Here is a 12,353-nt window from a genome sequence, read left to right on the forward strand (position 1 = left end):
GGCCCGGCGGGTGACCGCTACGGCAGCACGGTGGGGCCCGCTCCGACGGTCCGCGGCGCGTCCTCCCGGAGCGCCCGGACGGCGATCAGTGCGATGTCGTCGCTGATCTCTGGCTGCATCCGGCCGATCAGCGCGTCGCACAGCTGCTCGAGCGGGAGGTCGCGGAGCTCTCGGACGGCGTCCAGCAGCCGGTGCAGCCCGCTGTCGAGGTCCTCCGCCCGCCGTTCGACGAGCCCGTCGGTGTAGAGCAGCAGCGTCCCGGCGGGAGGCAGGTCGACCTCGTGGTCGCGGCGGGGCGGGCCGTCCACCGGCTCGTCCAGGTCGAGTCCGAGCGCCCGGTCGGGTCGGCTGTCGAGCAGGGACACCTCGCCGTCCGGGACGACCAGCACGGGCGGCAGGTGGCCGGCCGAGGACCAGGTCACCCGGCGATGCCGTGCGGGACCGCGGTCGTCGTACCGGGAGATCTGCGCGAGCAGGGCGGTGGCGAACACCGAGACCCCGAGCGTGCGCGTGGCGGCGTCGACGGTGGTCAACACGTCGGAGGGCCGCTGATCGCCGCTGTGCCCGGCCATCCGGAGCATCGTGCGCAGCTGCCCCATGGCGGCAGCGGCCTCGATGTCGTGGCCGGCGACGTCCCCGATGACGAGGGCGGTGGTGCCCCGCGCGTCGAGGTAGGAGTCGTACCAGTCGCCGCCGACCAGCTGGGCACTGCCGGCGGGCTGGTAGCGGGACGTGATCTGCAGGTGGTTGGGCTGCGGCACGATCCTGGGCAGCATGGACTCCTGCAGGCGCAGGGACAGCGCGCGCTCGCCCTCGTAGAGGAGCGCGTTGTCGATGGCCAGCGCGGCGCGGCCGGCGATGGCCTCGACCAGCTCGACGTCGCCGTCGTCGTAGGCCGGGGAACCGGCCACCCGGACGACGCTCAGCGCGGCGATCAGTTCGTTGCGGGCCCGCAGCGGAACGGTGACGCTGTGGACCGCGCGGAGGGTGCGGACCCCGTCCTGCTGCTCCGGCGTCAGCCCCTCGGTGGAGGCGGTCAGGTCCGTGAGGACCTCCGTCCGGCCGGTGGCCGCGACCCGGCCGGGCCCGTGGGTCTCGCCGACCCGGCGTTCCCGGACGTGCACGTAGTCCTCCAGCAGCCGCTGCTGGACAGGGTCGCCGTGCAGGACGGCCCGCGGGACGACCGAGCCGTCGCCGGGGATCGAGTAGATGAAGGCGTAGTCACCGAGCGCGGGAACGGCGAGGCGGACCACCGTCTGCCACACGGCGTCCAGGTCGAGCCCCGCGACGAGGAGCTCACCGATGCGGGCGAGCAGTTCGGCGCGGGCTCGCTGCTTCTCGGCCTGGGCCGTCGCCTGCTCCGCAACGCGGGCGGCCTCGGCGGCCGTGGCCGCGGCGGCCCGGAGCGTCACCTCGCGGGTGGCGATCGCGGCCAGGTCGCCGAGGATTCGGACCTCGTCGTCGGTCCACTGCCGGACGACGGTGTCCACCACGCACAGGGTGCCCAGGACATGGCCGTCGGGGCCGTGCACCGGATAGCCGGCCCACGCGACGACGCCCATCGATTCGATCGACGGGTTGTTCCGCGTGCGCTCGTCCACCCGGACGTCGGGCAGCACCAGCGGCTCCCGGCTGTCGACGACGTACTGGCAGAAGGACTCCTCGAGCGTGTTCTCCCGGGGGCCGCCCTCGGCGATGCCCAGGCAGGCCTTCCAGAACGACCGCCGCTCGTCCACGACGGTGAGGAAGGCGAACGGCGCACGGAGAAGCTGCCGGGCGAGCGCCGCCAACCGGTCGAACGCTTCCTCCCTCCCGGTGTCCAGCAGGCCGGTCGTCTCGACGGCCGCCAGGCGATCGGACGAGAGGACGTACTCGTGCACCGATGCCTCCGATCGCCGCCTCGGGTGGTGGCACCCATAGTGCCTGACGTGGGAGATGCCGCCGACGGCGCGGACCGGGCATCGGCGGGGCAGACTGGCCCGGTGATCATCGGGGTCGGCATCGACGTCGTTCCGGTCGAGCGCTTCGCCGAGTCGCTCAGCCGGACACCGGGTCTGCGGGACCGGCTCTTCACGGCGGCCGAGCAGCTCACGCCGTCCGGGAACCGGCGTACCGGCGAGTCGCTGGCTGCCCGGTTCGCGGCCAAGGAGGCGCTGGCGAAGGCCCTCGGTGCGCCGGGTGACCTGCTGTGGCACGACGCCGAGGTGACCGTGGGGGAGCACGGCCGCCCCCACCTGGAGGTCCGCGGGTCGGTGGCCGGGCGCGCGGCACAGCTGGGCGTCTCCTCCTGGCACGTCTCCCTGAGCCACGACGGCGGGATCGCCTCGGCGGTCGTGGTCGCCGAGGGCTTCCCGCGGGCGGGCCAGGAGCGCCCATGATGGGCCTGTACACGGCCGCCGAGGTCCGGGCCGCCGAGGAACCCCTGCTGGCGGCGACCCCGCCGGGCGCGCTGATGCAGCGCGCCGCGGCGGGCCTGGCGACCGTGTGCCTGCGGCTGCTGGGGGAGACCTACGGGCGCCGGGTGGTGGTGCTGGTCGGCACCGGCAACAACGGCGGGGACGCGCTGTTCGCCGGTGCCCGTCTCGCCGCACGCGGGGCACAGGTCACCGCTGTCCTCCTGGACGTCGACCGCGTCCACGGTCCGGGTCTGGCCGCGCTGCGCCGGGCGGGCGGGCGGGTGCACCCGGCGGGGGCCGCGGCTGTCGAGCGGATCGTCACCCGCGCCGACCTGGTGCTGGACGGCATGCTGGGCATCGGCGGTTCCGGTGGCCTGCGGCCTGCAGCGGCGGAGCTGGCCGCGCTGGCCGCGCGCGGCGCGGGGATCACGGTCGCCGTGGACCTCCCCAGCGGGGTGGACGCCGCCACCGGCGCGGTCGACGGCTCCGCCTTCCCGGCGGTGCACACGGTCACCTTCGGCGCGGTCAAGCTGGGCCTGGTCGTGGGGGAGGGGCGGGGCTGGGCGGGCCAGGTCCACCTCGTCGACATCGGCCTGGACCTTCCCGCGGCGACGGTCCACCAGCTCACCGACGCCGACGCGGCCGCGCGTCTGGAACCGCCCTCGGCATCGGACGACAAGTACTCGCAGGGCGTCGTCGGCATCGTCGCCGGCTCGGCCGCCTATCCCGGGGCCGGTGTCCTCTGCACCGGGGCCGCGCTGCGGACGCGCCCCGGGCTGGTCCGCTACGCCGGCACGGCGGCCGACGGCGTCCGCGCGGCCTGGCCCGAGGCGATCGTCACCGACGGCCGGCCCGCCGACGCGGGACGCGTGCAGGCCTGGGTGGTGGGGCCGGGGATGGGCACCGACGACGCCGCCCGCAGCGTGCTGGCCGAGGTCCTCGCGACCGATCTGCCCGTGGTCGTGGACGCCGACGCCCTGACGATGCTGGCCGAGCAGCCCGCGCTGGTGCGCGACCGCGGTGCCGGCACGCTGCTCACGCCGCACGACCGGGAGTTCGCCCGGTTCGGGAGCGAGGTGGGTACCGACCGGGTGGGCGCGGCCCGGCGCCTGGCCGCCGAGCTCGGCTGCGCCGTGCTGCTCAAGGGCGACGCCACGGTCGTGGCCGACGCCGGCGGGGCCGCGTTCGTCAACGGCACCGGGACGCCGTGGCTGGCCACCGCCGGCACCGGCGACGTGCTGTCGGGCATCGCCGGTGCCGTGCTGGCCACCGGCCTGCCCGCCGTCGAGGCCGGTGCGGTCGCCGCCCACGTGCACGGCCGCACCGGGCAACTGGCCGCCCGGCGGGGGCCACTGCTCGCCGGGGACCTGGTGCGCCGGCTGCCCGAGGCGATCGGGCGGGTGCACGGGCTCGCGCCGGTCGGCCTGGGAGACTCGGAGGCGTGACCGATCCAGCCGCCCGTGCCGAGATCGTCGTCGACGTCGACGCGATCGCCGCCAACACCGCGGTCCTGCGCGAGCGCGTCGGCCGGCCGCTGATGGCGGTGGTCAAGGCCGACGGCTACGGCCACGGCCTGCTGCCCGCCGCCCGAGCCGTGCTCGCCGGAGGGGCGGACTGCCTCGGCGTCGCCGTCCTCGACGAGGCACTGGCCCTGCGCGCCGGAGGTGTCACCGCCCCGGTCCTCGCCTGGCTGCACGGGCCGGGTGCCGACTACGCCGCGGCGCTGCGCGCCGACGTGGAGGTCTCGGTCAGCGCGGAGTGGGCACTGGAGGAGGTGGTCGCCGCCGCCCGTGCGACGGGCACCCCCGCACGCGTCCACCTCTTCGTCGACACCGGTCTCTCCCGGGAGGGCGCCACCGCCGCGGACTGGCCCGGTGTGGTGGCCGCCGCCGCCCGCGCGCAGGCCGACGTCGACATCACGGTGGTCGGGCTGTGGAGCCACATGGCGTACGCGGACGCGCCCACGCACCCGACGATCGGTGCCCAGGTGCGGGTCTTCGAGGAGGCCGTCGCCCTCGCGCGGGGAGCCGGCCTGACCGACGCGCGGCTCCATCTCGCGAACTCGGCCGCCACGGTCGCGCTGCCCGACACCTGGTACGACATGGTGCGCCCCGGCGTCGCCCTCTACGGCCTGGACCCGCTCGGCGGTCCCGACCCGACCGCACACGGGCTGCGGCCGGCCATGACCGTGCGGGCCTCGGTCGCCCTGACCAAGCGGGTGCCCGCGGGCGTGGGCGTCTCCTACGGGCACACGTACTTCCCGGACACGGAGACCACGCTGGCCCTGGTCCCCGTCGGGTACGCCGACGGCGTCCCGCGGGCAGCGGGCAACTCCGCCCCGGTGCTCGCCGCGGGCGCCCACCGGACCATCGCCGGCCGGGTCTGCATGGACCAGTTCGTCCTGGACGTCGGGAACGCGGCGGTGCGGCCCGGCGACGACGTCGTGCTGTGGGGTCCCGGCGACCGTGGCGAGCCGACGGCGCAGCAGTGGGCCGACGCCGTCGACACCATCCACTACGAGCTCGTCACCCGGATCGGTGGCCGGTTCACCCGCCGCTACGTCGGCTCCGCAGGGGCGGTCTGATGGTCCGGGAGCACCGGCCGAAGCACTCCCGCGGGTACACCGCCGGCATCGTCGGGGCCGTCGTCGGCCTGGCGGCCGCGGGGACGGCGGTCGGTGTCGCCGTCACCCGCATCGCCGGACGCCGCGTGCGGGCCGCCGAGCTCGGGCCGGTCGCGGACATCGCCGAGCTCTCGGCGGCCCAGCTGCGCGAGGACGATCCGCTCGGTGTGAACTCGCGGGTCGCCGACCGGACCGCCATCGTCCACGCCGACGACGGCGTCCTGCTCGCCGTCGAGGAGATCGGGCCCACGGACGCCCCGCTGACCGTGGTGTTCGTGCACGGCTACACGCTCTCGATGGCCTCCTGGACGTTCCAGCGGCGCACCCTGGCGGCGGAGCTCGCCACCGCGAACGGCCACCGCCCCGACGCGCGGCTGGTGTTCTACGACCAGCGCGGCCACGGGGCCTCCGGTCGGGGGGCGCCCGAGCACTCGACGATCGAGCAGCTCGCGCGCGACCTGGCCAGGGTGCTCGAGACACGGGCGCCTCGCGGGCCGGTCGTCCTGGTGGGCCACTCGATGGGCGGGATGACGATCATGGGCCTGGCCGCGCTGCGGCCGGAGCTGTTCGGATCCAGGGTCGTCGGCGCGGCGCTGCTGTCCACGTCGAGCGGTCAGCTCGCCGATCTGGACTTCGGGCTCCCGGAACTGCTCACCCGGGTGCGCGCGGCGGTGATCCCCGTGGCGGCCTGGACGATGCGCCGGCGACCGGTGCTCGCCGAGCGCACCCGGCGGCTCGCCGCCGACGTGGTCTCGGCGGCCACCCGGTCGCTGTCCTTCGCCTCGGCCGACGTGGACCCCGCGCTCGTGCGCTACGTGGACTCGATGATCGCGGGGACCCCGGTCGACGTAATCGCGGAGTTCTACCCGGCGCTGGCCGGTCTGGACGAGACGGGGTCGCTGGAGCCGCTCCGTGTCATCCCCACGCTCGTGCTCACCGGTGACAGGGACACGATGATCCCGATGCAGCACAGCGAGCTCATCCTGGAGCGGCTGCCGGACGCGGAGTTCGTCGTCGTCCCCGACGCCGGGCACATGGTGCTGCTGGAGAAGCCCGCCGAGGTGACCGAGGCGTTGACGGCCCTGCTCCGCAGGGTCGGGGCCGGGTCGCCGGCCGGCCGCTGAGGAGGTCAGAAGCCTCCGCCGTCGCCGGCGCCGCCCTCGATGAACCCGCCGGCCGCGGCGCCGCCGATGGCAGCCCTTCCGTCCAACGTGGCCCAGGACAGGTCGATCCGGTCCGCCTTCCGCAGCCGACGACCGATTCCCGCGCCGTCCGGGGCGACCGTCGCGGCGGGACGATCGAAGATCGCCGCCCGCAGGCCCGTGTCTGGCATGGCCTGCCGGCCGTGCAGCGCGACCCGGAGCGCGCTGCCGCCGTCCAGCGCGGGATCCGTCGGAGGCCGCTCCATCGCCCGGAGCAGGGCCTGGCGTCCCGAGCCGGTCGCCGACCAGGTCGGGCGTCTCGCGTGCCGACGGCCGAGTCGCCGCCGGCGTCGGAGGAGGCCCGCGGCGGCCAGTGACGGTCCTCGGCCGGTCAGCCGCACGTCGCCGGCCACACGCCAGTGGACGGTGTCGATCGAGCGGTGTCCGTGGGTGCCCACGGCGTCCATCACGGCCGCTTCGATGGGGTGCTGACGGCCCGGCTCCACGACCGCGAGCCGCCCGGGGGCGTGCACCCGGACGCGACCGGACTCGACCAGGGCCACCACCGCGGTGTCGACGACCCGGTCGGGTCCGCCGGCGAGGAAGGCGAGGTCGTAGAGGTCCAGGTGCGGGGTGGATCCGGGTGCCGCCATGACCGCCTGCCCTTTCCGAGAGGCCCTGCGTCGACGGTCCCACGCCGAGCCGGGCGCCGGAAGAGCTGTTCCCCACCTCGCTAGGGTGCGGAGGTGGCCGCCTCCCGACCGCCCCGGTTCGACGCGACCGCCGACGAGGTGGCCCGCGTCGCCGCCGCGGCTCCCGACTGGGCCGCGCTCGCCGAGGTGAACCGGCCGTGCGTCGCCTGTCCCGAGCTCGCGGCCACGCGGCAGCACGTCGTCGTCGGAGACGTCCCGGCCGGTGGCCGGCCGCGGTTCGTCCTGGTCGGCGAGGCTCCGGGCGCGACGGAGGACGAGACCGGCCGGCCCTTCGTGGGCAAGTCCGGCGCGCTGCTGGACCAGTTGCTCGGCGAGGCGGGTCTGTCGAGGGCCGAGGCCGCCGTCCTGAACATCGTGAAGTGCCGGCCGCCGGGCAACCGCACACCGAAGGCACCCGAGGTGGCGCGCTGCAGCGGCTGGCTGCGCCGTCAGCTGGAGCTGCTCGACCCGCCGGTCGTCGTCGCGCTCGGGCTCTCGTCCGCGAAGTGGTTCCTGGGCCCGCGGACGGTGCTGGCACAGGTGCGTGCCCGGCCGCACGACGTCGACGGCCGCGCCGTCTGGGCGACCTACCACCCGTCCGCGGCCATCCGGTTCGGACCGAAGGGAGCTCCGCGCGCGGGGCTGCTCGCCGATCTCACGGCGGTCGCCGGGACGTTGGCATGAGGCGCCAGCACGTCCTGTCGACGCCGGAGGACACCCACGCGCTGGGGCGGGAACTGGCGGGCGTGCTGGCGCCCGGTGACCTCGTCGTCCTGGTCGGGCCGCTGGGTGCCGGGAAGACCGCGCTCACCCAGGGCATCGGCGCCGGCCTCGGCGTGCGCGAGCCGGTCACCTCACCGACGTTCGTCATCTCGCGGGTGCACCGGGGCGGGCGCGTGCCGCTCGTGCACGTCGACGCCTACCGACTGGGCAGCGTCGCCGACGTCGACGACCTGGACCTGGATGTCACGGTCGCGGACTCCGTCACCGTCGTGGAGTGGGGGCTGGGTCTGGTCGAGCGGCTCACCGACGAGCACCTCGAGGTCCGCCTCGATCGGCGGGACGACGACGTCCGGACGGCGGTGCTGGTGCCGCACGGTCCTGGTTGGCAGGCCCGGCTCGGCGGCTCCTGAACGCCACGCCCCATGGCGGCCGGTCCGGACCCTCCGTTGCCCTTCCCGTGTGCTGAGCACGCAGCCGTTGCTGCGGCATGGGCTCTACAGGACGCGGAGCAGCTCGACGTCCCGGCCGGCGGCCAGCGCAGCGAGCCCCGCATCGAAAGTCACCAACCGGACGCCTCGGCGGCGGGCGAGGGTCAGCAAGTGGGCATCGGTCACCTGGCGGTGCCCGGCCGTCGCGGGCACGTCGGCATCGACCATCGATACGTCGTCGGCCAGGAACCGGTGCACGCCTGCGCTGCGCAGGCCCGTCAGAACCTCTCGCGCGGCTGCGGTCCCGAGTGCGCTCGGCAGCACCGTGCGGTTGGACGAGACGCGCACGAAGCCGCTCTCGGTGACGGGGCACGTGGCCCAGCCATCGGCGGCATTCGTGGAGAACCAGCTCCGGATCGCGACGTGGTGGACGTGGGAGTCCCACGCCAGCGCAACCAGCGCGTTGACGTCCAGCAGCGCCATCGCCCGTCAGCTCTCGTCGACGGCTCTGGCGACCATCGCCGGCGTGATCGGGGCCGTACCGGCCGGCACCCGGATCACTGGCAGCCCGTCCTCGCTCTCGACGCGGGCGGGGGTCAGCCCGCGGCGGGCGAGCTCCGAGATGACTGCACCGAGCGAGCGGCGTCCACTGGCGGCCAGCTCGCGCGCCGCGGCGACCACGTCGTCGTCGATGTCCAGGGTCGTGCGCATGAGGTGATGCTAACGCATCAACGCATCACAGCATCGTCGCAGGTCGAGAGGATCGGCGCGGGGGAGCCGCACTACCCTCGGCGGACGTGCTCGTCCTCGCCCTCGACACCGCGACGCCGACCCTCGTGGCCGGCCTGGCGCGATGGTCGCCGGAGAACGGGACGGCTGTGCTCGCGGAACGCGCGGTGCCGTCGGGCAACCGGCACGCCGAGCTGTTGACGCCGGCGATCCAGGGCGTGCTGGCCGACGCGGGCCGTGTGATGGGCGATGTCGACGCCGTCGTCACCGGCCTCGGGCCCGGCCCGTTCACCGGCCTGCGGGTCGGCGTGGTGACCGCAGCGGCGCTGGCCGACGCCCGTGGCATCCCCGTCATCGGGGTCTGTTCGCTGGACGGGATCGGGTCGGGGGAGCGGACGGTCGTGACCGACGCCCGCCGCAAGGAGATCTACTGGGCGGCCTACGACGTCCAGGGCACCCGCACCGACGGTCCGGATGTCGTCCGCCCCGAGGAGCTGGGCCGGCCCGGCCCGTTCGTCGGCGACCCGGCGTTCGCCGCGCGGCTGGGTGCCGACGTCACGCCGGCCGAGGTGACGACGGCGGGTCTGCTGCGCGCGGCCGCGCCGCAGCTGGCCGACCCGTCGTCGGCCGAGCCGCTGCGGCCGCTCTACCTCCGTCGCCCCGACGCCACCCCGCCGACCGCCATCAAGGGGGTGTCGCAGGCATGACAGTCACGCTGCGGCCGATGACGACCGACGACCTGCCCGGCGTCATGCGACTGGAGGAGGAGCTCTTCTCGCCGGACACCTGGACCGAGGCCATGTACCGCGACGAGCTCTCCCGCGGCGACACCCGCTACTACGTGGTGGCCGAGTTCGACGTCAGCGGCGACGAGGACGAGCCGGTCGAGGGGCCGCCGGTCATGGTCGGCTACGGCGGACTGATCGCCTACGACGACGAGGCGCACGTGGCCACCCTCGGCGTCACGACGGCGCTGCAGGGCGAGGGGATCGGGTCGCTGCTGCTCGACGCGCTGCTGGCCGAGGCGGACAAGCGCAGTCCGGTGGTGCTGCTCGAGGTGCGGGCGGACAACGAGACGGCCCAGCACCTCTACCGGCGTCGCGGGTTCGTCGAGATCGGCCGGCGGCGCGGCTACTACCAGCCCAGCGGGGCCGACGCCGTCGTCATGAAGCGCAAGCGGGTGCGGGCATTGAGCCGGGTGGGAGGCGGACGTGGCTGAGCGCGGGGAGGCCCTGGTCCTGGGGTTCGAGACCTCCTGCGACGAGACCGGCGTCGGGCTGGTCCGCGGGCACACCCTGCTCGCCGACGCCCTGGCCACCTCGATGGCTGAGCACGAGCGCTTCGGCGGGGTCGTACCCGAGATCGCGTCCCGGGCGCACCTGGAGGCGATGGTCCCGACGGTGCACCGGGCGCTGGCCGACGCGGGCGCGACGATCGACGACGTCGACGCGATCGCGGTGACCTCCGGGCCGGGGCTGACCGGCGCGCTGCTGGTCGGCGTCGCCGCCGCCAAGGCCTACGCGCTCGCGCTCAGCAAGCCGCTGTACGGGGTCAACCACCTGGCCGCGCACGTCGCCGTCGACGAGCTGCAGCACGGGCCGCTGGCCGAGCCGTCGATCGCCCTGCTGGTGTCCGGCGGGCACAGCTCGTTGCTGCTCGTCCCCGACCTGGCGCAGGAGGTGCAGTCCCTCGGCCGCACCGTCGACGACGCCGCGGGGGAGGCCTTCGACAAGGTGGCCCGCGTCCTCGGCCTGCCGTTCCCGGGAGGGCCGCCGATCGACCGGGCGGCGCAGGAGGGGGACCCCACCGCCATCGGCTTCCCGCGCGGTCTCACCGGCCCCCGGGACGCGCCCTACGACTTCTCCTTCTCCGGCCTGAAGACGGCGGTGGCGCGCTGGATCGAGGCCCGGCAGCGAGCGGGGGAGGAGGTGCCGGTGGCCGACGTCGCGGCGTCCTTCCAGGAGGCGGTCGCCGACGTGCTCACCGCCAAGGCGGTGCGGGCCTGCCGCGACCACGGCGTGGACCACCTCGTGCTCGGGGGAGGGGTGGCCGCCAACTCGCGGTTGCGGGCGCTGGCCGAGGAACGCTGCGCGGCCGCGGGGATCGTGCTCCGGGTGCCCAGCCCGCGGTTGTGCACCGACAACGGCGCCATGGTGGCCGCCCTCGGTTCCCGGCTGGTGGCCGCCGGCGTCGCGCCCTCCTCGCCGGACCTCGGCGCGGACAGCTCGCTGCCGATCGAAACCGTGAGTCGCTGAAAGACGATTGGGGCGGCCCCGTTCAGAGGCTCGCCCCGAGCCTGCGAGGGGTGAGGAAGAACGGGGTCCTTCTTCACGCGCTGAGTGGATCGCAGACCAGCACGGTCGGCGCTCCGGCCACCCGGGTGACCACGACGACGGCGGAACCGCTCCCCGGCCCCCTCAGCCGGCGGGCCAGCGTCTCCGGCTCGATCGGTGAGCCGCGCTTCTTGACGACGACCCGTCCGATGCCGCGGGCGCGCAGGTGAGCCTTGAGCTTCTTGAGGTTGAACGGCAGGACGTCGGCCACCCGGTAGGAGCTCAGCCACGGGGAGCCCGACGGTCCGTCGGAGGTCAGGTAGGCGATCGTCGGGTCCACGAGCGTCGCGTCTGCGGCGACCAGCGACATCAGCCCGGACCGGATCAGCGCGGGATCGGGTTCGTGCAGCCAGCCGCGGACCGGCCCGACGGGCGCGGGGCCGGGTTCGGCGTCGGCCGTCACCTCGGAGAGGCGGCCGTCGCGCAGGAGGGTCGCTCGCCGCCAGGTGGTCGAGACGCCGCGGCCCCACAGCAGTGCCTCGACGATCGAGCCGCCGGTGGAGACCCATTCGGCCTCGATGCCGTCGGGCACGCGGTCGTGGTCGAGCCCGGGTGCCACCTTCACGACGGCGGCGGGCACACGGTCCAGCAGCGCGGTGACGGTCGACCACGGCGGAGACCAGCGGTCGGGATCAAGCTGCCGTCGTCCCCCGGCGCGGCGGGCGGGGTCCAGGACGGCGGCCCGGCAGCCGGCCACCTTCCCGTCGGTCGCGGCGGCCACCAGGTCGACGACGTCGGCGTCGACGACCTCGACCCCGGTCAGCCCCAGCGCTGTGGTGTTCAGCCGGGTCAGCTCCCGGGCCACCGGGTCGCGGTCGACGGCGACCACCCGGGCGCCGGCCCGGGCCAGCGCGATCGTGTCGGTGCCCGCCGCGCAGCCCAGGTCGGCCACCGGCTCCGCGCCCTCGGCCAGCAGTCGCGCGGCGCGACGGTCGGCGAGCGCGGGCCGGCCGGCCTGCTCGAGGGTGTCGCCGGTGAACAGCAACCGGTCGGCGTCGGGCCCGAACGTCGACCGCGCCTTCTCCCGCTGACGCGCGACGCCCCACGCCGGTCCGGCCAGGTCCGTGCCCACCTCGGCGCGCAGGCGGGTCAGCGCGGACACCGCATCCATCCCGCCGGCCAGCAGCGTCGCCGCCCGCGACAGCGCTGCTGCGCCCTCCGGCGTGGCCAGGGCCAGCAGTTGGCGCACCGTCTCGACGGCCTGCTCCTCGGGCTCCCGGTCCACCTGCACAGGGTGGCGCACGGGCCGGCCGGTCCCGCCGTCACCCACCTCGGGGACCCGGTTGA

14 protein-coding genes are annotated in these 12,353 nt (G+C 75.4%); 9 read left to right on the forward strand and 5 right to left on the reverse strand.

Annotated elements, in window-relative coordinates; translation table 11 throughout:
* Nucleotides 1-17 precede the first annotated feature (17 nt).
* A complete protein-coding gene (locus FHU33_RS03740) occupies nucleotides 18-1,880 on the reverse strand; it encodes a GAF domain-containing SpoIIE family protein phosphatase (protein ID WP_170182307.1) in 1,863 nt (620 codons plus the stop codon).
* 102 nt (nucleotides 1,881-1,982) lie between these two features.
* On the opposite strand from FHU33_RS03740, the gene FHU33_RS03745 reads away from it, so the two are divergent.
* Genes FHU33_RS03745 through FHU33_RS03760 form a run of 4 tightly spaced genes read left to right on the forward strand, consistent with a single transcriptional unit; the run spans nucleotide 1,983 to nucleotide 6,143 of the window.
* Nucleotides 1,983-2,378, forward strand: coding sequence for a holo-ACP synthase (locus FHU33_RS03745; RefSeq protein WP_142024149.1), 396 nt, complete (start codon nucleotides 1,983-1,985; stop codon nucleotides 2,376-2,378).
* On the forward strand, nucleotides 2,375-3,841 hold the full coding sequence (locus FHU33_RS03750) for an NAD(P)H-hydrate dehydratase (protein WP_142024150.1): 1,467 nt from the start codon (nucleotides 2,375-2,377) through the stop codon (nucleotides 3,839-3,841). Before FHU33_RS03745 ends, FHU33_RS03750 begins: the two co-directional genes overlap by 4 nt.
* Nucleotides 3,838-4,980, forward strand: coding sequence for an alanine racemase (gene alr / locus FHU33_RS03755; RefSeq protein WP_142024151.1), 1,143 nt, complete (start codon nucleotides 3,838-3,840; stop codon nucleotides 4,978-4,980). Before FHU33_RS03750 ends, alr begins: the two co-directional genes overlap by 4 nt.
* On the forward strand, nucleotides 4,980-6,143 hold the full coding sequence (locus tag FHU33_RS03760; protein WP_142024152.1) for an alpha/beta fold hydrolase: 1,164 nt from the start codon (nucleotides 4,980-4,982) through the stop codon (nucleotides 6,141-6,143). Before alr ends, FHU33_RS03760 begins: the two co-directional genes overlap by 1 nt.
* Before the next feature lie 5 nt (nucleotides 6,144-6,148).
* On the opposite strand, the gene FHU33_RS03765 is transcribed toward FHU33_RS03760, so the two are convergent.
* Entirely contained in the window at nucleotides 6,149-7,051 is a 903-nt protein-coding gene (locus tag FHU33_RS03765; protein ID WP_281281611.1) for a TIGR04222 domain-containing membrane protein, read from the reverse strand.
* On the opposite strand from FHU33_RS03765, the gene FHU33_RS03770 reads away from it, so the two are divergent.
* Nucleotides 6,953-7,537 carry a uracil-DNA glycosylase gene (locus tag FHU33_RS03770; RefSeq protein WP_281281612.1) on the forward strand — a complete coding sequence of 195 codons (585 nt, stop codon included), beginning with the start codon at nucleotides 6,953-6,955 and terminating at the stop codon, nucleotides 7,535-7,537. The genes FHU33_RS03765 and FHU33_RS03770 overlap by 99 nt on opposite strands.
* Complete coding sequence (gene tsaE, locus FHU33_RS03775; protein ID WP_142024155.1) at nucleotides 7,534-7,986, forward strand: tRNA (adenosine(37)-N6)-threonylcarbamoyltransferase complex ATPase subunit type 1 TsaE; 453 nt, start codon at nucleotides 7,534-7,536, stop codon at nucleotides 7,984-7,986. The genes FHU33_RS03770 and tsaE overlap by 4 nt, the downstream gene beginning before the upstream one ends.
* A gap of 84 nt (nucleotides 7,987-8,070) precedes the next feature.
* Here tsaE and FHU33_RS03780 read toward each other — a convergent pair whose 3' ends face one another.
* Both FHU33_RS03780 and FHU33_RS03785 read right to left on the reverse strand, forming a co-directional pair.
* On the reverse strand, nucleotides 8,071-8,487 hold the full coding sequence (locus FHU33_RS03780; RefSeq protein WP_142024156.1) for a TA system VapC family ribonuclease toxin: 417 nt from the start codon (nucleotides 8,485-8,487) through the stop codon (nucleotides 8,071-8,073).
* A gap of 6 nt (nucleotides 8,488-8,493) precedes the next feature.
* On the reverse strand, nucleotides 8,494-8,715 hold the full coding sequence (locus FHU33_RS03785) for an antitoxin (RefSeq protein ID WP_142024157.1): 222 nt from the start codon (nucleotides 8,713-8,715) through the stop codon (nucleotides 8,494-8,496).
* An 86-nt stretch (nucleotides 8,716-8,801) separates the two neighbouring features.
* On the opposite strand from FHU33_RS03785, the gene tsaB reads away from it, so the two are divergent.
* From tsaB to tsaD, 3 genes are read left to right on the forward strand one after another with little or no spacing between them, the layout of a single operon-like run.
* Nucleotides 8,802-9,440 carry a tRNA (adenosine(37)-N6)-threonylcarbamoyltransferase complex dimerization subunit type 1 TsaB gene (tsaB, locus tag FHU33_RS03790; protein ID WP_142024158.1) on the forward strand — a complete coding sequence of 213 codons (639 nt, stop codon included), beginning with the start codon at nucleotides 8,802-8,804 and terminating at the stop codon, nucleotides 9,438-9,440.
* A gap of 17 nt (nucleotides 9,441-9,457) precedes the next feature.
* Nucleotides 9,458-9,952 carry a ribosomal protein S18-alanine N-acetyltransferase gene (rimI, locus tag FHU33_RS03795; RefSeq protein WP_246063244.1) on the forward strand — a complete coding sequence of 165 codons (495 nt, stop codon included), beginning with the start codon at nucleotides 9,458-9,460 and terminating at the stop codon, nucleotides 9,950-9,952.
* Nucleotides 9,945-10,988 carry a tRNA (adenosine(37)-N6)-threonylcarbamoyltransferase complex transferase subunit TsaD gene (gene tsaD, locus FHU33_RS03800; RefSeq protein WP_211354993.1) on the forward strand — a complete coding sequence of 348 codons (1,044 nt, stop codon included), beginning with the start codon at nucleotides 9,945-9,947 and terminating at the stop codon, nucleotides 10,986-10,988. Before rimI ends, tsaD begins: the two co-directional genes overlap by 8 nt.
* A 73-nt stretch (nucleotides 10,989-11,061) precedes the next feature.
* Here the strand turns inward: tsaD and FHU33_RS03805 are convergent, their stop codons facing one another.
* Nucleotides 11,062-12,291: a class I SAM-dependent methyltransferase gene (locus tag FHU33_RS03805; protein WP_246063245.1), complete on the reverse strand. Its 1,230-nt coding sequence runs from the start codon at nucleotides 12,289-12,291 to the stop codon at nucleotides 11,062-11,064.
* Nucleotides 12,292-12,353: the final 62 nt, after the last annotated feature.

Source organism: Blastococcus colisei (assembly GCF_006717095.1).
Lineage (GTDB): Bacteria > Actinomycetota > Actinomycetes > Mycobacteriales > Geodermatophilaceae > Blastococcus_B > Blastococcus_B colisei.

Coding starts and splice junctions, on each gene's coding strand:
- FHU33_RS03750 (WP_142024150.1), top strand. CDS start 2,375: ATGATGGGCCTGTACACGGCCGCCGAGGTCCGGGCCGCCGAGGAACCC.
- FHU33_RS03760 (WP_142024152.1), top strand. CDS start 4,980: ATGGTCCGGGAGCACCGGCCGAAGCACTCCCGCGGGTACACCGCCGGC.
- tsaE (WP_142024155.1), top strand. CDS start 7,534: ATGAGGCGCCAGCACGTCCTGTCGACGCCGGAGGACACCCACGCGCTG.
- FHU33_RS03780 (WP_142024156.1), bottom strand. CDS start 8,487: ATGGCGCTGCTGGACGTCAACGCGCTGGTTGCGCTGGCGTGGGACTCC.
- FHU33_RS03785 (WP_142024157.1), bottom strand. CDS start 8,715: ATGCGCACGACCCTGGACATCGACGACGACGTGGTCGCCGCGGCGCGC.
- rimI (WP_246063244.1), top strand. CDS start 9,458: ATGACGACCGACGACCTGCCCGGCGTCATGCGACTGGAGGAGGAGCTC.